This window comes from Swingsia samuiensis (genome assembly GCF_006542355.1).
GTDB classification, from domain to species: domain Bacteria; phylum Pseudomonadota; class Alphaproteobacteria; order Acetobacterales; family Acetobacteraceae; genus Gluconobacter; species Gluconobacter samuiensis.
In genome coordinates, this window is the sequence record NZ_CP038141.1 from 530795 (window position 1) to 551494 (window position 20700).

The 20700-nt window shown below is 43.9% G+C and carries 17 protein-coding genes and 1 tRNA gene; 10 read left to right on the forward strand and 8 right to left on the reverse strand.

What is annotated here, in order from left to right:
- Positions 1 to 241: 241 nt before the first annotated feature.
- Positions 242 to 1270: a recombinase RecA gene (recA, locus tag E3D00_RS02555; protein WP_141459666.1), complete on the forward strand. Its 1029-nt coding sequence runs from the start codon at positions 242 to 244 to the stop codon at positions 1268 to 1270.
- 54 nt (positions 1271 to 1324) lie between these two features.
- Here the strand turns inward: recA and E3D00_RS02560 are convergent, their stop codons facing one another.
- The gene (locus tag E3D00_RS02560) at positions 1325 to 2308 is read right to left on the reverse strand and encodes a ferritin family protein (protein ID WP_141459668.1); all 984 of its coding nucleotides are present in this window, start codon (positions 2306 to 2308) and stop codon (positions 1325 to 1327) included.
- 54 nt (positions 2309 to 2362) lie between these two features.
- Complete coding sequence (locus tag E3D00_RS02565) at positions 2363 to 2995, reverse strand: ATP-dependent Clp protease proteolytic subunit (RefSeq protein WP_141462339.1); 633 nt, start codon at positions 2993 to 2995, stop codon at positions 2363 to 2365.
- Between the two features lie 273 nt (positions 2996 to 3268).
- Between E3D00_RS02565 and E3D00_RS02570 the strand changes: the two genes are divergently transcribed.
- The 6 genes from E3D00_RS02570 to E3D00_RS02595 all read left to right on the forward strand — a co-directional run bounded on the left by E3D00_RS02570 (position 3269) and on the right by E3D00_RS02595 (position 9777).
- Positions 3269 to 4255, forward strand: a complete 987-nt coding sequence (locus tag E3D00_RS02570) for an OmpA family protein (protein WP_141459670.1) — start codon at positions 3269 to 3271, stop codon at positions 4253 to 4255.
- Positions 4256 to 4336: 81 nt separating this feature from the next.
- Positions 4337 to 5563 carry an LL-diaminopimelate aminotransferase gene (locus E3D00_RS02575; RefSeq protein WP_141459672.1) on the forward strand — a complete coding sequence of 409 codons (1227 nt, stop codon included), beginning with the start codon at positions 4337 to 4339 and terminating at the stop codon, positions 5561 to 5563.
- Complete coding sequence (locus E3D00_RS02580; RefSeq protein ID WP_141459674.1) at positions 5560 to 6849, forward strand: homoserine dehydrogenase; 1290 nt, start codon at positions 5560 to 5562, stop codon at positions 6847 to 6849. Before E3D00_RS02575 ends, E3D00_RS02580 begins: the two co-directional genes overlap by 4 nt.
- On the forward strand, positions 6846 to 7859 hold the full coding sequence (glpX, locus tag E3D00_RS02585) for a class II fructose-bisphosphatase (RefSeq protein WP_141459676.1): 1014 nt from the start codon (positions 6846 to 6848) through the stop codon (positions 7857 to 7859). Before E3D00_RS02580 ends, glpX begins: the two co-directional genes overlap by 4 nt.
- Before the next feature lies 1 nt (position 7860).
- Entirely contained in the window at positions 7861 to 9660 is a 1800-nt protein-coding gene (gene recJ, locus E3D00_RS02590) for a single-stranded-DNA-specific exonuclease RecJ (RefSeq protein WP_141459678.1), read from the forward strand.
- A gap of 41 nt (positions 9661 to 9701) precedes the next feature.
- Positions 9702 to 9777 (forward strand) — tRNA-Glu (locus E3D00_RS02595).
- A 635-nt stretch (positions 9778 to 10412) separates the two neighbouring features.
- Here E3D00_RS02595 and E3D00_RS02600 read toward each other — a convergent pair.
- Positions 10413 to 10910 (reverse strand): hypothetical protein, encoded by a 498-nt coding sequence (locus E3D00_RS02600; RefSeq protein WP_220093256.1) that lies wholly within the window; start codon positions 10908 to 10910, stop codon positions 10413 to 10415.
- Entirely contained in the window at positions 10894 to 11094 is a 201-nt protein-coding gene (locus E3D00_RS10505) for a hypothetical protein (RefSeq protein WP_181442024.1), read from the reverse strand. Before E3D00_RS10505 ends, E3D00_RS02600 begins: the two co-directional genes overlap by 17 nt.
- Positions 11095 to 11391: 297 nt before the next feature.
- On the opposite strand from E3D00_RS10505, the gene E3D00_RS02605 reads away from it, so the two are divergent.
- The 3 genes from E3D00_RS02605 (at position 11392) to E3D00_RS02615 (ending at position 15763) form a co-directional block, all read left to right on the forward strand.
- A complete protein-coding gene (locus E3D00_RS02605) occupies positions 11392 to 12126 on the forward strand; it encodes a hypothetical protein (RefSeq protein WP_141459682.1) in 735 nt (244 codons plus the stop codon).
- 11 nt (positions 12127 to 12137) lie between these two features.
- Positions 12138 to 12968 (forward strand): hypothetical protein, encoded by an 831-nt coding sequence (locus E3D00_RS02610; RefSeq protein WP_141459684.1) that lies wholly within the window; start codon positions 12138 to 12140, stop codon positions 12966 to 12968.
- Between the two features lie 236 nt (positions 12969 to 13204).
- Positions 13205 to 15763: a YfhO family protein gene (locus E3D00_RS02615; RefSeq protein WP_141459686.1), complete on the forward strand. Its 2559-nt coding sequence runs from the start codon at positions 13205 to 13207 to the stop codon at positions 15761 to 15763.
- A 24-nt stretch (positions 15764 to 15787) separates the two neighbouring features.
- Here E3D00_RS02615 and E3D00_RS02620 read toward each other — a convergent pair whose 3' ends face one another.
- From E3D00_RS02620 to E3D00_RS02635, 4 genes are all read right to left on the reverse strand, one after another.
- A complete protein-coding gene (locus E3D00_RS02620; RefSeq protein WP_141459688.1) occupies positions 15788 to 16624 on the reverse strand; it encodes an alpha/beta fold hydrolase in 837 nt (278 codons plus the stop codon).
- Between the two features lie 94 nt (positions 16625 to 16718).
- On the reverse strand, positions 16719 to 18383 hold the full coding sequence (locus E3D00_RS02625; RefSeq protein WP_141459690.1) for an acetolactate synthase large subunit: 1665 nt from the start codon (positions 18381 to 18383) through the stop codon (positions 16719 to 16721).
- An 18-nt stretch (positions 18384 to 18401) separates the two neighbouring features.
- Positions 18402 to 19331 carry an AEC family transporter gene (locus tag E3D00_RS02630; RefSeq protein WP_141459692.1) on the reverse strand — a complete coding sequence of 310 codons (930 nt, stop codon included), beginning with the start codon at positions 19329 to 19331 and terminating at the stop codon, positions 18402 to 18404.
- A gap of 87 nt (positions 19332 to 19418) precedes the next feature.
- Positions 19419 to 20693 carry an O-antigen ligase family protein gene (locus E3D00_RS02635; protein WP_141459693.1) on the reverse strand — a complete coding sequence of 425 codons (1275 nt, stop codon included), beginning with the start codon at positions 20691 to 20693 and terminating at the stop codon, positions 19419 to 19421.
- Positions 20694 to 20700 lie beyond the last annotated feature (7 nt).

The window sequence follows — 20700 nt, forward strand, 5'->3', positions numbered from 1 at the left end:
ATTCTTTTTTTTATAAAACATAATCAGCTTCCTAGCTTCATTCCTCTATCGAAATTTATATTGTTTTACATTCGACACAAAAGCAATGTTTCTTATGCTGATTTTCCCAGCTTTTATTTATCACCTCTTTGATAATCTCTTTATCAACTCTTCATATTGCCGTGATATCATCCTATGTTTAGATTACATATCAATTTTTATGGCTAATACTCATAAAGCTATAAACGATAACGAGGACTAAATGGACAAAAGCAAAGCACTTGAAGGCGCTCTCAGCCAAATCGAGCGTGCCTTTGGTAAAGGGTCAATTATGCGCATGGGCCAACGCCCAAATGTGCAGGTTGATGTTATCTCAACAGGCGGTTTAAGCCTTGATATTGCCCTTGGAATCGGTGGTTTGCCGCGTGGTCGTATTGTTGAGATTTATGGCCCTGAAAGTTCTGGCAAAACCACACTAGCCTTGCATGTGCTAGCAGAAGCCCAAAAAAAGGGTGGCACAGTTGCATTTATTGATGCTGAACACGCTCTTGATCCTGGCTATGCACGCAAACTGGGCGTGAATGTTGATGATCTTTTGCTGAGTCAGCCGGATGCTGGTGAGCAAGCACTCGAGATTGCTGATACACTTGTCCGCTCGGGTGCTGTTGATGTCCTCGTTGTTGACTCTGTGGCAGCCCTTGTCCCTCGTGCAGAACTCGAAGGGGATATGGGAGATAGTCACGTCGGCTTACATGCACGCTTAATGAGCCAAGCGTTAAGAAAATTAACTGGCACCGTCTCTCGTTCCAATACACTCGTTATTTTCTTAAACCAAATCCGTATGAAAATTGGGGTTATGTTTGGCAACCCTGAGACAACAACGGGTGGTAATGCGCTCAAATTCTATTCTTCTATCCGTTTAGATATTCGTCGTATTGGATCTGTCAAAGACAAAGACGAAGTTGTCGGTAATCAGACACGTGTTAAAGTCGTTAAAAACAAAATGGCTCCCCCTTTCCGTCAAGTAGAGTTTGACATCATGTACGGTGAAGGCATTAGCAAAGTTGGAGAATTACTGGACTTAGGGGTTAAAGCCAATATCGTCGAAAAATCCGGGGCTTGGTTTTCCTATGATAGCCAAAGAATTGGACAAGGACGAGAAAACGCTAAGCAATTTCTCCGCGATCACCCCGATATGGCCAATGAAATTGAACGTCGCATCCGAGCGGAAGCTGGAGTTGTTGCTGAAGGTATGACCACAACACCACAAGCAGACGACGACGAAAACTAATCTCTTGTGACAATCGTTTGTAGAGGCTTCTCTACAAACGATTGTCACACTTAACTACGCAGCAGAATGTGTTTTCTTACTACGTAATTTATCCCAAATTTTAGAGCCTTTAATGATGGCACGGGCAATCATTGGGGCCATTTGTGGACGTAGTAAACGTGGGTCATATCCCGAAAAGCGACGGTCATTTTCATCAAGACATAACTGCATTAACTCAGGGATCTTGATATCAACATTCGTCATATCTTTCGCACCGGTAACCGCAAAATTATTATCCTGCGTATGCTCCTTGCCATGGTCATCTATGGTTCTTACTAGTCCCATACGTTCATAAGCCAAGAAGAACCAAACACCGATTACACGCAGCTCAAACCATGGGCGTTTCCAAAAAGGCATTGTCGCACGGTGCCAAGCAAGCCAGTTTGCAAAGAGCAGAATATGACGACACTCTTCCTGCATAACAGGCTCAAATGTCTCGATCAATTCCATAGGGAACAAGCCAGCACGCTCAGCTAATGCAAACAGCCCAAAGGCAAAAAAGCTATCCACACACTCCGAAAAGCCTGTAACCATATAAGCCCATTCAGTGTCTTTTGGCTCTATATAAGGCTCTTCCGGTGCGAGAGGTATGTTATAGGCTGCAACGAGCTTACTCAGCACTTCTTTATGACGATTTTCTTCCCATGCATTCCGAGACAACGCATCTTTCATATCCGGATCGTCAATCATCGCAGCATAAGCGGCCATCCGAAGACGGGCCTTGCCCTCCGTCTGAACAGCAATATCCCAAATCGGAAGTGACGTAATACGTTTTAGTGTCTCTGGCTCAAGTTCTGGCCACGGAATTACAGAGGGTTTATAAGGGTTGAAGGTATCACGAAACATCTGAGCAACGGCTCGTTTGTGCTCAACTGTTCCCGGTTTCAACGGCCCTCTGATGGGGCTACTCCAATGACGTGCTTCATAGTCAACACGTTCAAGTGTCTTCTCTGATGGCGCATCAGGAAGATGAGAGTAAATATCAGCTAGGCTTTTCATACTATCTCTTCAGCGTATCTTAAAGATACGCTGCACCCCTTGTTTAACTTCGTTTTACTTCAAATCAGCCGCAGAGTGAATGACACGGTTCACAAGGCCATATTCAATCGCTTCTTGTGCTGACATCCAGTAGTTACGGTCTGTGTCTTTGGCGACTTTTTCGTAAGTCTGCCCGGTTTCTTTCGCAAAGATACGATTTAAGCGCTCACGCATTTTAATAATTTCACGCGCTTCGATATCAATATCCGTTGCAGGGCCGCGTACACCACCCATTGGTTGATGCAAAAGGAAGCGCGTATTAGGCAAACACACACGGCGTTCAGGGCGCCCGGCGGCGTAAATTAAAGCCCCAGCAGATGCAACCCAGCCTGTTCCAATCATATTAATCGGCGCGACCGAATCTACGAAACGGATCATGTCATGAATGGTGTCCCCACTCTCAACATGCCCTCCTGGAGAGTTCACATACACATCGATTGGTTTATCTGATGCGCCCGCCAGCGCTAACAAACGTGCCGTAATTTCACGAGCGAGTTTATCATCCACACCGCCAAAAATGAGGACTTTTCGCTGTTCAAACAGCCGATTTTCCAACTCTGGGGCTGGCTTTGTCTCTGGCTTCTTATCCTCATCATTCTCTTTTGGTTCTTCATCCAAACGAGAAAAAGCTAATTGATTTATCTTCATACTTTTTTGAGACCCAACAGACTTTATCATCACCTTATCCTGCGCTTCGTTTGCCTTTATGCCAAGTGGAAGGTTCTAAAACATGTCATATAATTTTGTTTTCCAGACCTAAAATACAATTACGGCTTAAACGTCTTTTTTGAAAAAGCTTTGATCCAAAACAAAGATCAGAACGCATATCTCTCGCCATTTCTGTTATAAACAGCTAGACTTAAACTCAATTATACGTATTTGGTTAGAGCAGGAAGAATAACAGTGGGTTCAGGGAAAACAATGCATCCCGACAAGACGGTAAAATTCAGAGTTAGTACACTCCCAACCATTTTGTTGTTGGCGATTACTCCTCTTTTTTCTGCATGTCATAATCAAGATGGCGTCGATACTACAGCCAAATGGTGGCACGATATGCAAGGTGGAGAAATCGACAAATTGCGCCCACCACCACCGGGTGCAGACGCTCCTTATCCTCACATCGGGCGTACACCGACATCCTCACCTGAATTTCCTTCCCGTGAAGCACGGGCTGATTTAACGCTTCAACTTGAAGCCCAGCGTAATGTTGCACAGCGTGAAAGCGCTGCGAACGGAACATTAGCCTTCACACCTAAACCGATACCCGCTCCACCAAAAGCAACCCCAGCTTCTGATAATCAAAACAGCTTAACAATGACAACGGTTGGGCAACCCAACCCACCGCCAACACCAGCCTCATCCACGGCTTCCACTCTCACTCCGGCAGCACCGCCACCTCCTCCTAAGGTGGTGAAAAAAGACATTCAGCCAGCACCAGAAGCTGAATTACCAAAAGTTGTACAAACTTCTATTCCGCCAACACCTCCGGGAGAATTCCCAAAAATTGGCGCAGCTCCCCCACCAGCACCTCGCTTTGCAGGGTTTAATATTCCCCGTGATGCCATTGTTCGTGAATCCATTCATCCAGACTTTGACACCTCAACACCAGACGGTGTTCTGATTCGTTTTCAACCAACAACGGACCACCTTGTTGGAAATGAAGATAAAGAATTCCAACGCATCATTTCCCAACGCGGCAATCAACAGATCACAATTGTGGGATTTGGAGCCACTATGTCCGCCGATGCGGGCCTCTCCATTGCCGATCAAACACGGGAAATAACGCTAGGTCTTTTACGTGCAAAAACTGTAGCCGCAGCCCTTATGCAACGCGGTGTTCCTGCCTCAGCAATCCTCCTCAGAGCAGAAGCAATCGGGGATGGAGTTCGCGTTCAAAACGGCGGATAAATCTTAATTTAAACGGTTCCTATCGGGAGGAAACACAGCTATCGTGTTTTCCTCCTTTCATTTTTTAGCTCTGAGTTAACCATGACCGAAGAGTTCCACCGTATTCGTCGCTTACCGCCCTATGTTTTTGCTGAAGTCAACAAGGCCAAAGCAGCGGCACGTACAGCCGGTGAAGATATTATCGATCTTGGCATGGGAAACCCTGATAGTGCTCCTCCCGAGCATGTCATTAAGAAACTCACAGAAACACTCACGAACCCTCGCGTTCATGGATATTCTGTAAGCCGCGGCATTCCAGGCCTTCGTCGCGCTATGGCGGATTATTACGAACGCCGTTTCAACGTCTCTCTCAATCCAGAAACAGAAGTAATAGCCACTCTTGGTTCAAAAGAAGGCTTAGCCAACCTTGCTGCGGCCATTACGAGCCCCGGCGATACCATTTTGGTTCCAAATCCTTCTTATCCTATCCATCAGTTTGGCTTCATCATTGCAGGCGCTTCTGTTCGCTCCATTCCTGCAACACCTGACGAAAACATGCTTCGCGCTTTGGAAAGAGCCGTCCGCCACTCAGTTCCCAAACCAACCGCTTTGATTGTGAATTTTCCGTCCAATCCAACAGCCTATGTCGCTAACCTGGATTTTTATAAGGAACTTGTCGCCTTTGCCCGTCGGGAAGAAATCTGGATTTTATCTGATCTGGCTTACAGCGAAATTTACTTCAATGAAAACGAGCCTCCCCCATCACTACTTGCTGTTCCGGGCGCAAAAGACATCGCTGTGGAATTCACATCCATGTCTAAAACATATTCTATGGCAGGGTGGCGCATGGGATTCGCCGTTGGTAATCCAAAGCTTATTCAGGCTTTAACGCGTATTAAATCCTATCTGGATTATGGCGCCTTTACCCCTATCCAAGTAGCATCCGTCGCTGCTTTGAATGGTCCACAAGATTACGTTACAGATATTCGGGCCATGTATAAAGAAAGACGGGATGTCCTTCTGCGTGGGCTAAATGCTGCCGGATGGCACGTTCCTTCTCCCGCAGGCTCTATGTTTGCATGGGGCGCTATTCCAGAACAGTTTGCTGAGATGGGAAGTGTGGCTTTCTCCAAGCTCTTGTTAAAAGAAGCAGGAGTTGCTGTTGCACCCGGCCTTGGTTTTGGTGAACATGGGGAAGGCTTTGTTCGGATTGGCCTTGTGGAAAATACACAACGCCTCCGCCAAGCCACACGTGCTATTAAATCATTCATGAACCGGCATGGGGCCGGTGCATCTAAATCTGAACTTCTAGGAGCTGCATCATCGTGAAACCACTACGGATCGGATTAGCTGGGCTTGGAACTGTCGGTATTGGCGTTATTCGTCTCCTACGCGAAAATGCTGAATCGATTACCGCTCGTGCTGGCCGACCCATTGAGGTTGTGGCTGTCACGGCTCGTGATCCTAAAAAAGACCGTGGGGAGGATCTCTCTTCCCTACGGTGGTATTCTAATGCAGCAGAAGTCGCTCGTGACCCTAATATTGATGTTGTTGTAGAACTAATCGGCGGCTCAGAAGGAGCTGCGCGTGAGATGGTCGAAATCGGCCTTTCACGTGGCCTTCCTGTGGTAACAGCCAATAAAGCGCTTGTTGCCCTTCATAGTGAAACGCTCACAAAGCTCTCCTCTGAGCATAATGCCCCTCTCCTTTATGAAGCAGCTGTTGCAGGTGGTATCCCTGCCGTTAAGCTCACACGTGAAGGGCTTGCTCCCGATCGTCTCATTAGCGTCGGCGGGATCCTCAATGGAACTTGTAATTATATTCTGACCGCCATGCGTGAATCAGGGCGGGATTTCTCTGACATCCTCTCCGAAGCACAAGAAAAAGGCTATGCAGAAGCAGATCCTTCCACCGATATTGATGGTTGGGATACCGCTCATAAACTTGCCATTCTTGCTGGAATTGCCTTTAGCCCTATCGTTTTTGATAGCCTCCCCGTTCTAGGTATTCGTGATGTGCAAGGGATTGATCTGCAATTTGCAGATGAACTTGGCTATCGCATTAAACTCTTGGGAATGGCACGCTCAAAAGAAACTGGAAAGATTGAAGCTTGGGTTCGGCCGTGCCTTGTTCCAGAAAAAGCTCCTATCGCCTCTGTTGATGATGTTTTTAATGCCGTCACCACACTTGGAACCTTTAGCGGTCCTATGACAATTTCTGGCCGCGGGGCTGGAGAAGGCCCTACAGCAAACGCTGTTGTGGCAGACCTCATCGATATCGCCCGCGGAAATGAACTTCCCATTTGGGGCAAAAAACATTCTGGGCCAGCTATACGCTGTCTCCCCCTCACAGAAGTAGAAAGTGCTTTCTATATTCGGCTAGTTGTGCGTGATGAATCAGGGGTCATGGCAGCGATAACTTCTGTTCTACGTGATCATAAAGTCTCCGTACACCATGTTTCCCAACAGGATGCGCAGAGCGGACAAGCTTATGTCGCAATTGTCACGCACCCTATGTCAGAACAGTCCATTTCAGCTGCAACCAAAGCACTTGCTGATCTTGATGTTGTTCACAATGAACCTCTGACACTCAAGATTGAGGACTCTCTTCAATGACCGATCCTAGCCATTCTCTTCCTTACCGTCTTACGGACCGCAATCTTGCTCTTGAACTTGCACGCGTCACTGAAGCAGCGGCGATTGCATCTTCTCAATGGAGCGGGCGTGGCCTCAAAAACGAAGCTGATGATGCCGCTGTGCAAGCCATGCGCGCGGCCTTTGATACTGTTGCCATTGATGGCCGTGTGAGCATTGGTGAAGGGGAAATGGACGAAGCCCCCATGCTCTATATTAACGAGAAGGTGGGAGCTGGTGGCCCAGCAATGGATATCGCGGTTGACCCTCTTGAAGGAACCAACCTATGTGCAAAGAACCTTCCCAATGCCATTACAGTTGTCGCTTTGGCTGAACGTGGGAAGTTCCTGCATGCTCCTGATATCTACATGCAAAAAATTGTTGTGGGACCGGATCTTCCCAAGGACGTTGTTGATCTTGATTCACCGATCAAGAACAATCTTCGCTCTCTTGCCAAAGCCAAGAAACGAGACATTTCAGACCTCGTTGTGTGCATGCTCGACCGTGAACGTCATAAAGAGCTTATCGCCCATACATTAGAAGCAGGCGCACGTGTTCAGCTTTTAAGCGATGGGGATGTCACTGCGGCTATTGCTGCCTGCCTTGATGACAGTGGCGTTGATCTTTATGCAGGCTCTGGAGGCGCACCTGAAGGAGTTCTCGCAGCAGCAGCCATTCGCTGCATGAACGGCCAAATGCAAGGACGCCTTCTTTTTGAAGATGATGCCCAACGCCAGCGCGCTCTTGAAATGGCCGATGGGAAAGACCCCACTCGCCGCTTAGATCTGCATGATATGGCTTCGGGTCATGTTCTCTTTAGTGCTACGGGTGTGACCTCAGGCTGGCTTCTTAGAGGAGTTCAACGGGTTGGCGAAAGAAAGGCACGCACGCACTCTATTGTCATGCGTTCAAAATCAGGAACGATACGCTATCTCGACAGCTATCACGATTTTAGCTTGAAAACAGACAAGCACCATCCTGATATGGAGTAATATGACACAAGAGAATACGAGCTTCGTTCTAAATGTCTCGCACAGCGCTGGTAAACGGCAATGGGTCTGGAGGAATCCTCTCCTCGCAGAGGCAGATAATCGACTAGCCTTAGGGCTTGCACAAAAAGCAAACCTTCCTGAACTCCTCGCTCGTATTCTCACTGCTCGTGGTGTTACGGCTGCAGACGCAGAAAGCTTTCTTAATCCACGTTTACGCGACTTAATGCCTAATCCGTCCCTTTTAAAAGGAATGGATGAGGCTGCGGCTCGTTTATCTCAAGCCATTCAAAATAAAGAACATATTGGCCTTTTTGGCGATTATGACGTTGATGGTGCTTGCGGCACTGCTCTTGTTGCTGGCTTCCTTCAAGAACTTGGGTGTCCCATTACAACTCATATTCCCGACCGTATTACGGAAGGGTATGGCCCTAACACACCAGCGCTAAAGAAGATGGTTGAGGCTGGGGCATCTCTCATTGTCTGTATTGACTGCGGAACAGCAGCCATCGACATTCTTAATGACATTGCTCACAAGGCAAATGTTATTGTACTTGACCATCACAAACCCGATGGGGCCATTCTACCCAACGCTATTGTTGTTAATCCGAACCGTATCGATTGTAACACGGGCCTAGGGAATATTTGCGCTACAGCCGTTGCTTTTTTAACTATGGTTGCGACTGTACGTGCTCTTCGTACGAAAGGCTGGTTTACAGACACCCTGCCTGCTCCCGATCTTCTCAAGAGCCTAGATCTTACTGCACTGGCCACCATTTGCGATGTTATGCCATTAACAGGGCTTAACCGTGCTTTTGTCATGCAAGGCTTACGCGTTATGGCACGTGGAGAGAGGCTTGGTTTAGCCACTTTAGCCTCTGTGGCTGGTGTCAAAAATGATGCTAGCGCCATGGCATGTGGCTTTGCACTTGGTCCACGTATTAATGCAGGTGGCCGTATTGCCAAATCAAGCTTAGGCCTTCAGCTTTTACTCTCTCACGATAGTATCGAAGCACGCACCCTCGCAGATGAGCTTGATCGTGTTAACCGACAACGCCAAACCGTTGAAACCTCTATTTTAGCACTTGCCATTGAACAAGCAGAAAAGCAGATACAAGAAGGCCATGCTGTTATTTTCCTGTACGGTGAAACGTGGCATCCTGGCGTCGTTGGAATTGTCGCTGGACGTTTAAAGGAACGCTTCAACCGCCCTGTTCTGGTTGGTGCTTTTGAAAATAATATCATTAAAGGATCAGCCCGCTCTGTTCCTGGCCTTGATATTGGAACAGCGATTATTTCTGCCAGACAAGCCAATACTCTCCTTACAGGCGGGGGGCATGCTATGGCCGCAGGCTTTTCATTAGATGTAGAGAAAGCACAGCAATTCCATACTCTGCTTGATAATATTTTTGATGCGGCACGCACACTTCCACCACAGGAAGCACTGAAGGTCGACGGGATTTTAACCATCCAAGGCGCTACCCTTGAAATTGCGAACCAACTAGGCCGCCTTGCACCTTTTGGCCCTGAGAATGAAGAGCCAACTCTCGCTATCAGTAATGTCCGCTGTAAGTATAGTGACCGTATCGGAAAAGATGGAAACACTTTGCGTGTCACGCTCCAGAGCGAAGATGGTCGTGCGTCCTTGCGTGGGCTTGTTTTCCGTGCGGCAGATAAACCTTTTGCAGAGCTCTTAGAAGATCAGACGAAGCCTTTGCTCCATATCGTTGGGAATTTACGAGTTGAAACGTGGCAAGAACGAAAAAATTTAACTTTTTTCATTTCTGACGCATCTAACGCTTGACGACCCTGCTTTGCCCTTATATACACCCACTCACGCCTCCAGTCCCGTTCGTCTAGAGGCCTAGGACATCGCCCTTTCACGGCGGCAACACGGGTTCGAATCCCGTACGGGACGCCAATTTTGGCAATAAGCTGTAATTCCTCTTACCAAAAATTAAGTGGTTTTTCTGCTCCAATGACTATTCTGTCTCATTATGGAGTTTATCTCACGGCTTGTATAAAGTCCGGCTGCTAGCACCAATGCTCTCACACCATGAAATTAATCAAAATCAGACGCCTTCACGATCAAAAAAGCTCACGTGACGTCACCACTGGGGTTAATGGAAAATGTCCTTCCGTGACAAAGAGTTTTGATTCTCTTGCTATAATATTGCTTGTTATTCCACTTTTTTTTAAAAACCTTCCTTTTCGGCCTTTTGGATTTTTATTTCCTTTAGTCTCTATTGTATTATTAATAATTTCTTTAAAAACGGATCAAATATCTAATAAACCAATTAGATATTTGATCCTAATTATTTCATTTTGTATATGTTTATTTTCTCTATACGTTCATTATCAAAAGTAAAAGAACGATAATTAGAGTTATCATGCTAATTTTGTTTGAGTATGGTTATATTTAAATGATTTCAGACTGCAAGAAAGGTCGCAACCTTCCACTATACAAAAGCTTGGATATGATGAATGTCTCGTGTGAGAACGTTATATTAGCAACGGGCATAAGCCGCACCAAACCTCAGGCCCTAGCATGGGGAGTTAATTAGATGAGCAGATTGTTTTTGTAAGTGAATAACTTGCAAAAGAATATAATTTCCCTTTTTTATCTTTCGACGTAATATTCCAATTTAATTTTTCTCCTGATTTTTTCCATTTATTTATAAAAGAGCCATATGTTATTTCAAATCCGTTAAAATTACTTATTCCTTTACCTAAAGATGAGAACGATCCACCAAAACTATCAGACCAAAAGCCAATTATAGGCTTATCAGATTTTTCTGATAAAGGTTTATCTCCACCGAAAATAAGATGTGCAGAATAGCGATCACTAGGATCTTCTTTGGCAACGCTATCAACATCGATTGAAAACATTGCGTTTTGAACAATTGATTTTGCAACAATGGTAATTGTAACAGGTTTCCCCATCACTTCGCCTTCACCATGCCAACAGCCAGTTAGGGATGTGATCGATGCTGGAACAGGAATTGATCCCGGCTCAGCCGCTTCAGAAACAGAATTATTAATCATTGATGACATAATAAAACATCCCAATATTTTCAGAAACAAATTCATTTTTTATCGACCTTGCACCAGTGTTGTTACGAGTGTTGAAGTTCAAAGAGACGATCTGCACGGCTTTCAATCTCTTCAGACCAAGCAAGCTTTTTAATTCACCCTTTCTCAGCGGCAACACGGGGTCAAATCCCGTACGGGATGCCAAAGCTTTCCTTAGATACTAGGTTGTAAATAAATCTCCAAAACAAAACTTGTATCTTTGTGGTTGGCTATATCGACACTGTCTCGTTAATTTTTCCATTTAAGTAATTTCAAGACAATAAATCTGACATTATTATAAAATATAATGAAAACATTTCCAATATAAATAATTTATACCTCTAAATAAAAAAAATATTCACAGTAATATATTTTTGATTACATATGTAACACAATAGCATATTTTACAATGGAGTTAAAATATATTTATTGACATCATAGTCACGAAATGTAGATTTCTTATATGAAGAAGAAAAAAATATCATATTCATTAATATGTGCTCTATTAGCATTAGCATCGGCACCACATTGTGCTTTTGCGCAGAAACAAACAGCGCCCGCAGAGGCCTCCTCATCAGTAACATATTTCTTATCTGATCCAGATAATGAAACTCCTCATAAAATGACAATTTCCATTCCTAAATCTTACTTTATGGATGGAATAATCCCTGATCCCAATAGTACAGCGCCTGAATTTCTCATCAGCGTTTTATGGCCGTCATGGACAGGTGACCCTGCTAATGCAGATGAAACTTCCTTACGTATTCTAGGACGGATAGGCAATTCTGGTGCAAGCGATGTCGAACTTGCCAGATCTCTATTGGTCGGAGTAGCGGCAGAACGCCCTTGGAAGGAATCTCTTGACCGTCCGTTCCCGGTAGATCTTGTATCGCCTGAAAAAAGCACAGCTCCTATACCCTTCGGGCACGGTATAAAACAACTCATCCATAATAAAGCCGGAAAACGTTATGACGACAGCGATATTTATGTGCTCATGATATCAAATTTACCCAAAGTCATAATCGTTTGTGATAAACCTCGTCCAGAAGACCATCTTTATTCACCTCAGTGTCAAGAAAGCTTTATTTTTGATCATCTTTACCTGCGCCTAGGTTACTCAAGAACACAAATCAATCATTGGTTTGACTTCATGACAGATGTTCAAAGCAAATTTTCTAATTTTGTTGTCAAAAAATAAGGCCCTACACAATGGAACTGCTGGATGCCCTTAAAATACCATATGATCGCGGAGACCGTAGCTGGTATTATCGCACCTTAATCAATTATGGTGATCCATATGGCAAGTTAGCACTCGGGGTGGTAGAGCAATCTTTATTTTCTGGGCGAGTAGCACGCCATTTTGCAGAATTTATAACGTCTGAGTGGTGGTTTGGACAAGAACTAGATAATAATAAATGGCTAGGTATTAGTTACGCCTTAATGACCGCCGATTATAACGCACGTCTTAACCCAACCGCTAAAGATCAAACTAATAATTTATATTGGACAACCATCCGCGACTATCATGCTAAGGTCTTTAGAGACCACCATATTACAGAACTTGCATGGACTGCTTTTATTCCTCTCGAACTCGCAGGAGCGTCCAAAGGAGCTCAGCTATGGTCTGATATGCTGCGGTCTGGCATAATCCCGTCCTCCTATGAGACGGTTATGTCGCTTATTCCAGCCTTTGCACAAAGAGCTCGGATGCCTTTACTCCCTCCTGCAGAAGATCAAACAGGCATTATTAACTTTGCTAATTCAATGAACCTTCTGATAGCAGGAGTGACGCTTGATACAATTCGTTCGGGAGGCCATCTTGTTTCTTCCAAAATCAATGCAAATCTTTTGGAAAAATGCCGGTCACCTGTCCAAGAAGCAAAAAAACAACTTGAGGCCATGCGGTGCGCAACAACTTCCCCTCAAGTAGAAAAAGCTCTTCTTTGGCTTGAAGCTATTGCTTTCCACACAGGCCCAGAAGCCGCAGTTGATGAAACCTTTGGTTCTGTTGGCAGCACACTTTTTCCACCAGCGTATTGAAAAGCCACCTCCACGCACAGCCCAACTTAAACGGCAGTTGCTGGAGGCATTTTTACGAAGTTTAAAGGAGTATCCTAATATACTATTGTATTTTATAATTCGGATCTAATAGCATACAATGGTAATATAATATTTTCTATATTCTTCTATAATATTTCGACATACTTACTTTACAAGAATAAGTGATATATAAGAAAATGCATATAATCTTCAAACCTGCTCTGTTTAGGTTCCTTATGAAATTTTTAAAAAATTATTATTTTATCATTATAATTCTTCCAATCGTTATTTATTTCCCAGAACTGATTGGCTTAACTTCCAGCGACCCCATGATGACCTCTTCAACGGTTATCGTAAACCCTCCCCCTTTTACACATGGTGGCCTCCTTCCTGGTAATCCTGGATGGATTGATGGTTGTGCAGGTGTATTCGTTGAAGCATTGGGGCGTTTAGTTACACTCGACTGGTTGCACGGCATCATCCCATGGTGGAATCCTTACAGTGGAGTAGGAATGCCCTTTGCTGGAGAATATCAACCAGCAGCTTTTTTCTTACCTTTTGTCTTATTTCTCGCCTTACCAAATGGGCTTTTAATGATGAAATGTACTCTGCAAATTATCGCAGGGTTATCAACATACGCATTCTTAAAGAAGATACCTCTTGCCCCTAAAGCAGCTTTCATTGGCGCTTTACTCTATATGTTCAATGGAACATACGCATGGGCATCTGATGGACCATCTGAACCTTTAGCGTTTCTTCCCCTTGCTTTGTATGGCGTCGAATGTGCACGAGAAGGGCGATGGGGGTGGCTTACCATAGGGTTAAGCTATCTCATGCTCTCTGGCTTCCCAGAAACAGCGTATTTATTAGGTCTTTTAGTGCTTGGGTGGGCAGTCGTCAGATTTTTTCAATCTGGCAAAGATAGACTAAAATATACCACAAATATTATTTTGGCAGGTCTTGTTGCAGCCTTAATTGCAGCGCCTCAACTCTTAGCCTTTATGTCTTACCTCCCCTATGCTGATGTTGGTTCTCACGCCTCTGTTAATGATACACCGTTGCCAACTGAAGCGTGGTCAATGTTGTTTTTCCCTTACATTAACGGACCTTTCTTTTACGGAAACCAATTTAATTCATGGTATGCTTTAGGCGGCTATTTAGGTGTTATAAATCCACTTATTGCTTTAATTAGCTTGAGTATCAGAAAATATACTTCCTTACGGTGGTTTTTATTTTTGTTTGCAATTTCCATTATTGGGAAACAAGCTAATTTACCAATCATAACATGGGTTATCGATCATATCCCTGAGGCAGCTCATACAGTATTTTACCGCTTATCCGAGCCTGTTGTCGAAGCTTGTTTTATCTTTTTAGTAAGCTTCGCAATTGATGACCTTATTCAAAAAAGATTAAGCCCACGTAAGTATATTTACCTCTGCTTCAGTCTCGTATCTGTCATTTTGGGATGGGTTATCTTTTTAGATTTACCCATGATCAAGAAATTACATTCTTTTTCATATGGCCCCATCACATCGCATCAATATTTTATAGCTTCCGTCATCATGACAAGCTTTGAAATGCTCTTATTACTTTTTTTATATCTAAAGAAATCCTCCCCTCAGAAAATCGGGATCTTTGCTTTCCTGTGTAATCTTATATTTTTCGCCTTTCCACTCCTGAGTGCTCGTCCGGAGCATCCTCTAGATCAACCTTTTTTGGACTCTTTACGCACCGAAACCAAAAATTTCCAGCGCTTCGTAACACTTGGTCCTATAGAGCCCAATTATGGTGTCTATTTAGGAATCCCCTCGATTAATTTTAATGCCATCCCTACCCCCCGCAACTGGATTGCCAGAATTAAAAAAGACTTTGGCAATCGATTGGACCCAGTCACGTTTGATGGTGATTTCCCGCGAGATGAAAATGGTAGCCCTTTTTTACAAAAGGCCGTTTTATTTCAACCGCATTTATTTGAAGATCTAGCTGTCTCAGCTCTTGTTACAGCACATAACTCTTTAGGTTTATCACCCTACCCTCTCAAAGGAAGAGAACTGAAAGGATATGCATTAACTCCTGATAAACCAACATTAAGAGTAAATATCAAAACATGGAATAATTTTTCAGCTCAAAAAATTATGCTGAAATTAGGGACGTATTTCCATCAATCTGACGGAACACTTACCCTCGCTTTCTGCTCTCATGAACAATGTGCAAGTGGTAAGATTGATTTAAAACTCGCTACTGATAATGAATTTACTCCCGTTGTTTTAGACCGCTCGATCCCCGATGCAGCAACATCTCTCACATTCTCTCTTATACATGCGCACTCTCCTGTTATGATCTGGGGCTCCAGCCAAGGAGACGAAATTTGGCCAATTCTTCATGTCGAACCGCTTGAGGTAAGCAAAGAATTGATCTTCGTAAAAAGTGGTGCGATTGGTGACTTATATCGCTTTCGACACCCTGCCCCTTATTTTGAAGCAGATCCGTCTTGTTTGCTTACCCCCATTTCCCGTGAGGAAATTACAACATCCTGCACTCAACCCTCTCACCTCATTCGCCGCGAATTGATGATGCCGGGATGGTCAGCTACGATCAATAATCGTAACGTTTCTATTAATTCAAAAGATGACCTCTTTGAAGAAATCAATATTCCACAAGGAAAAAGCCATATTAAATTTTACTTTAAACCCAAATACGCCAACTGGTCTTTTATCTCATTTTTCTTGGGGCTTTTGGTCTTATTCTTTCACTTCGCACGAAATTATTTAAGAAAAAAGCGTTCCATCCTTTGAAAAGATGGAACGCAAGACTTTTATCTATTCACGAATAAAATCAAGAATATCTTTATTAATAACACCTGCATTCACAGTATGCATTCCATGAGAGTAACCAGGGTAGATTTTTAATTTACTGTTTTTAATCAACTCGGCTTGCTTAAGAGCTGCATTTTTATATGGAACAACCTGATCATCATCTCCCTGCAAGATAAGCGTTGGGACTGTAATCGCTTTTAAATCCTCTGTTTGATCCGTTTCAGAAAACGCTGCAATGCCTTTATAATGAGCATTTGCTCCGCCCATCATTCCTTGCCGCCACCAATTATTAATCGTCCCTTCTGATGGAGAAGCATTATCGCGGTTAAAGCCGTAAAAAGGGCCACTTGGAACGTCTAAAAAGAATTGTGCACGATTATCAGCTAAAGCAGCACGAAAACCATCAAACACATCCAATGGAACACCATCAGGGTTGGCGTCCGTCTTCACCATGAGCGGAGGAACGGCACTCAGCAAGACAGCTTTTGCGACGCGACTTTGGGACTGCCCGTATTGAGCAACATAACGTGCGACCTGGCCGCCGCCAGTGGAATGTCCAATATGAACCGCATTCTTCAAATCAAGATGCCTTACAACAGCATCTGCATCCGCAGCATAATGGTCCATGTCATGGCCTTCACTGACTTGAGCAGAACGTCCATGCCCACGTCGATCGTGCGCAATCACACGATACCCTTCCTCCAAGAAGAAAAGCATCTGTGCATCCCAATCATCTGCACTTAACGGCCAACCATGATGAAAAACAAGCGGTTGAGCTTCTTTCGGTCCCCAGTCTTTATAAAAAATATTCACACCATCTTGTGTTTTAACAAAACTCATAAATATTCCTTTTCTCAACTGAACTTAATACTCCCTTAAAAACGTAAGCATATTGGTCTAGTTTTTAAGGGAATTCCGAAAGTCATACATAAGCTTATAAAGGAATCGTCAAACTACCCAATTTTTCAATCAGTTTCATATTTTCACTATAATCAACAGGACACGCGATAATAGAGACACCTTCCTCGCTTAACGCTTGTTTTAAAATAGGGAGAAGCGCTTCAGCGCGATCAACATAATAACCTGACGCTCCGAAACTCTCTGCGTATTTAACAAAATCAGGATTGCCAAAATCAACGCTACTATGCGCTCCTTCTTCCATGTCCATTTTCCATTTAATTAACCCATAACTATCATCCACCCAGATCAAAACTTTCAGTGGTATATTTTCACGAATTGCCGTTTCAATCTCTTGGGAGTTCATCATAAAGCTTCCATCGCCCATCACGGCCAAAACATTCCGCTGTGGGTATGCAAGCTTTGCCCCCAGTGCACCCGGCAATGAAAAAGCCATCGTGGATAAACCATTCGAAATCAAACATGTGAGTGGAGCATATGTAGGGTATAAACGCGCCATCCACATCTTAATAGCTCCGGTATCGGCCAGAACAATATCATCATCATTCAGTGCCGCCCGAATATCAGCAACAATGCGTTGTGGTTTTAGAGGAAAACGAGCATCATTTTGGCCACTTTCCAGCTCCTCTTGGAGTAACGAACGAATCTTATTACTTCCTGAGAATGAAGCTAACGGCTCACCACCTAATGCTTTGCCTAACGCTGCAAGAGATAACCCTATATCTCCTTCCAACACGACATCAGCATTATAGTGTTTATCAGTATCTGGGGAGAAAGTATTAATATGAATGATCTTTTTATCTGCATTGGGGTTAATGCGTGCAGGGTCAAATTCTTGTAATTCATACCCTACCGATAAAATGACATCAGCCTCATCAAAAGCGAAATTTTCATAGTCATGGCGCATAAAACCAATAACACCCATCGCTAAAGGGTGCCGATCACTTAGAACGCCTTTGCCCATAAAAGTCGTTGCGACAGGAACCTGATATTGCTCCACAAAAGCAGATAATGCGTTTGAATTTCCTGTACGTGCGACACCATGCCCCGCCATAATTACAGGTTTTTTAGCAGCTCTTAAAAGACGAGAGGCGGCTTCAATTCCTTGAACTGTCGGCATTTTCTTATGCTGTAAACTGGCCGTTAAAGGAATCGCCCCTTCTGGCATTTCCATTGCTTCAATATCTTGCGGAATAGCCAGATACGTTGCCCCTGGACGCTCTTCTTGCGCCGCTTGAAAAGCTTTACGCACCATTTCAGGGACTGACGCAGGGGTTAAAACAACATCCGACCATTTTGTTACAGGCTTAAATAAAGACACCAAATCGACGATTTGATGAGATTCCTTATAAATCCTATTCAACCCCACTTGTGCGGTGATTGCGACTAAAGGACTTGAATCTGTTTGAGCATCTGCCACGCCCAAAATAAGATTTATCGCTCCTGGCCCTAATGTTGCGGTACAAACACCAGCACTGCCCGTTAATCGCCCATAAATATCTGCCATAAAGGCAGCAGCTTGCTCATGGCGAACCAGAATAAATCGGATCTTATCGGAACGATCAATAGCTCGAACTAACTTAATATTTTCTTCCCCGGGGATTCCGAAGACATACTTTACACCTTCTTCCTCTAAGCAAGACACGATAAATTCTGCTACATTATTTATTTGAATATTCATTTTAAACCCTCATGTCATTTAATGAAGTAAAAACAAAAAACCACCCATCGTAATGACTGACAAAATGGTACTAAAGAAAAGTATTGATGCCATCTCTTGAATCAATACTTTATATTGAACTGAAAAAATAACTCCGATAGATGCTGTCGGAATAGATAACGTAATAACTGATATATCCAATATATGACGCTCTATTCCAAATAACATTCCAGCGACGAGGATAGATAATGGAAGCAAAATATTTTTTGCGATTACTGAAATTACGATAATTCTGTTTAAAACAACACGAAATGAATATAAAATAATCCCTGATGCAAATAACGCGACCCCTCCTGTCGCTCCTCCTAATAGTTGAAATGATGATCGTATCTGCACTGGAATACGAATATTCAATATCAAAAGAAGAAATGCCAAAATTGGAACCCAAACTACGGGTTCACGCATCGTATTTTTTAGCTGATCTATAATATGTACTTTTTTCGTATCATCTGTTCCATCGCGAGATAATAGAAAAAGAGTCATCGGCACTTGAAACAAGTTCATAATCAAACTGCATAAAGCAATCGGTATAGAACTAGTTTGCCCATACAAAACACCAAGCACGGGCACTCCAACAAACGGCACAGCAGGCCCAGCAATCGCAAGTGCTAATAGGGCAGAAGCATTAAGCTTCTGCCGAAATACAAAATATGCTGTCAATAAAACAAGAAAATACCCGCCCACCATTCCTGCAATTAGAATAAGGGCCATAACACCTTGCGCGAGCAGGACAGAGCGCTCTATTCCCAACATACTGGCAAAGAGCGCTAAAGGCAGTGCGTACAGCATAACCATTCGGTTTAATATACTGCCTTGCTTCGCATCAAAATCATGATGCCACCCCGCAAAAAAACCTAAGCAAAGCGTCACAACAATTGGGAGCAAGGCAGCAATAATTGTTTCAAACACCCCTTCAATCCTTAACCGCAATCACATTAAGAATTAAAGGCGCATTAACTCATCAAAAATATAGTTACGTTTCTTTAAATAAAATCATCATTCCTTGAGTTGCCCCCCTCTGTGGACACCAAAATGAAAAGACAATCCTAATCCCAAAAGCAAAAATCCCCACCCACTTAATGGTAAATTCAAAAAGTCAGACGATGATGCAAAAGGCCACTCTTGAATAAAAACGGCTGCAAACAAGCCAATAGAAATTGCCGATCCATTTTTCCCCGGCCACAAGGCTTTTAGCCAGTATATAATCATTACAACGAATAAAAATAAACCAATTACACCGCCATTTACTAATGCCTGAAGGTAATGATTATGAGGGTGTTGGACACAAAGGGAAGACCATCCCTGAAGAGGGATTTGTGTTGAGAGGCCAGTTATCCCATGGAAGGTCGAAGGGTCTGCACAATGATGCCGGTAAGCATCATAGCCTTGTCCAAAAATAGGATGTTGCTGAGCCATCACCAGAGCATGTGTAAAAATTTCTCCGTAAGGTGAGCTTCCAAAATGGCTTAATTGATTTTTGGCTAAGATAAAAAGGTGAGAGAAGCTTTTTGGGGATATGATGCTAGTGAGTATCACCAAAGCAGGTGCAGAAGCTAATGCGATGAATGCAGCAGGCCGCAAGGGACGATAAAGCATTGCACACACCATCATGCCTAATAAGGATAAAGCAAAAGGCATTCTTTGCCCTGCAAGAACCATAATTGAGACAGCTAAAAGGGTAGCCCCTGATAAACCGATAATACGCGCAGAGACGTTTTTAGCTTTTTCGACGAACATGCATGCTACCATCAACATAGGTAGGATAAGTCTTGAAAGCGGGGCTGCTGCGCGAGGGTGAGGGTATGGTCCGGTTAAAGTACCATCCGGGAAGCGAGGGACGCCAAATAAATTTCGTCCGAAAATCGCTTGGATTAACATTTGCAAAGCGATGTACGCACCACAAGCGCACGTAACCCATAAGACACGCATACGCCATAGGCGGTCTTGCAGCACCCAAAAGCCTAAGGATGCCGCGGCCATTGGGAAACGAATGGCGGCTAAAGCTTGGCCTAAAGCGCCATGGCCTGGGGAAATGAGAGCCGTACACATGACCTGCCAAGCCCACCAGGCAAAGGTTGCTATCATCCATGGAGCACGTGCCCAATCCCATCCACCGGCTTGCACGCCTTGGCGCCAAGAATGGATAAGGAACAAGATGGCTAGAATATCGAGATCAGCTTCGGCAAGCCCACGTAAATGAGTTAAGGTGAGCGGTAAAATAACAGCACACCATTGCGCAATTCTGAGTAATGAAAATGAAAATGGCCTCATAGAATAT

Coding starts and splice junctions, on each gene's coding strand:
- E3D00_RS02570 (WP_141459670.1), top strand. CDS start 3,269: ATGCATCCCGACAAGACGGTAAAATTCAGAGTTAGTACACTCCCAACC.
- E3D00_RS02620 (WP_141459688.1), bottom strand. CDS start 16,624: ATGAGTTTTGTTAAAACACAAGATGGTGTGAATATTTTTTATAAAGAC.
- E3D00_RS02565 (WP_141462339.1), bottom strand. CDS start 2,995: ATGAAGATAAATCAATTAGCTTTTTCTCGTTTGGATGAAGAACCAAAA.
- E3D00_RS02575 (WP_141459672.1), top strand. CDS start 4,337: ATGACCGAAGAGTTCCACCGTATTCGTCGCTTACCGCCCTATGTTTTT.
- glpX (WP_141459676.1), top strand. CDS start 6,846: ATGACCGATCCTAGCCATTCTCTTCCTTACCGTCTTACGGACCGCAAT.
- E3D00_RS02610 (WP_141459684.1), top strand. CDS start 12,138: ATGGAACTGCTGGATGCCCTTAAAATACCATATGATCGCGGAGACCGT.
- E3D00_RS02615 (WP_141459686.1), top strand. CDS start 13,205: ATGAAATTTTTAAAAAATTATTATTTTATCATTATAATTCTTCCAATC.
- recJ (WP_141459678.1), top strand. CDS start 7,861: ATGACACAAGAGAATACGAGCTTCGTTCTAAATGTCTCGCACAGCGCT.
- E3D00_RS02635 (WP_141459693.1), bottom strand. CDS start 20,693: ATGAGGCCATTTTCATTTTCATTACTCAGAATTGCGCAATGGTGTGCT.
- E3D00_RS02560 (WP_141459668.1), bottom strand. CDS start 2,308: ATGAAAAGCCTAGCTGATATTTACTCTCATCTTCCTGATGCGCCATCA.
- recA (WP_141459666.1), top strand. CDS start 242: ATGGACAAAAGCAAAGCACTTGAAGGCGCTCTCAGCCAAATCGAGCGT.
- E3D00_RS02625 (WP_141459690.1), bottom strand. CDS start 18,383: ATGAATATTCAAATAAATAATGTAGCAGAATTTATCGTGTCTTGCTTA.
- E3D00_RS02605 (WP_141459682.1), top strand. CDS start 11,392: ATGAAGAAGAAAAAAATATCATATTCATTAATATGTGCTCTATTAGCA.
- E3D00_RS02600 (WP_220093256.1), bottom strand. CDS start 10,910: ATGTCATCAATGATTAATAATTCTGTTTCTGAAGCGGCTGAGCCGGGA.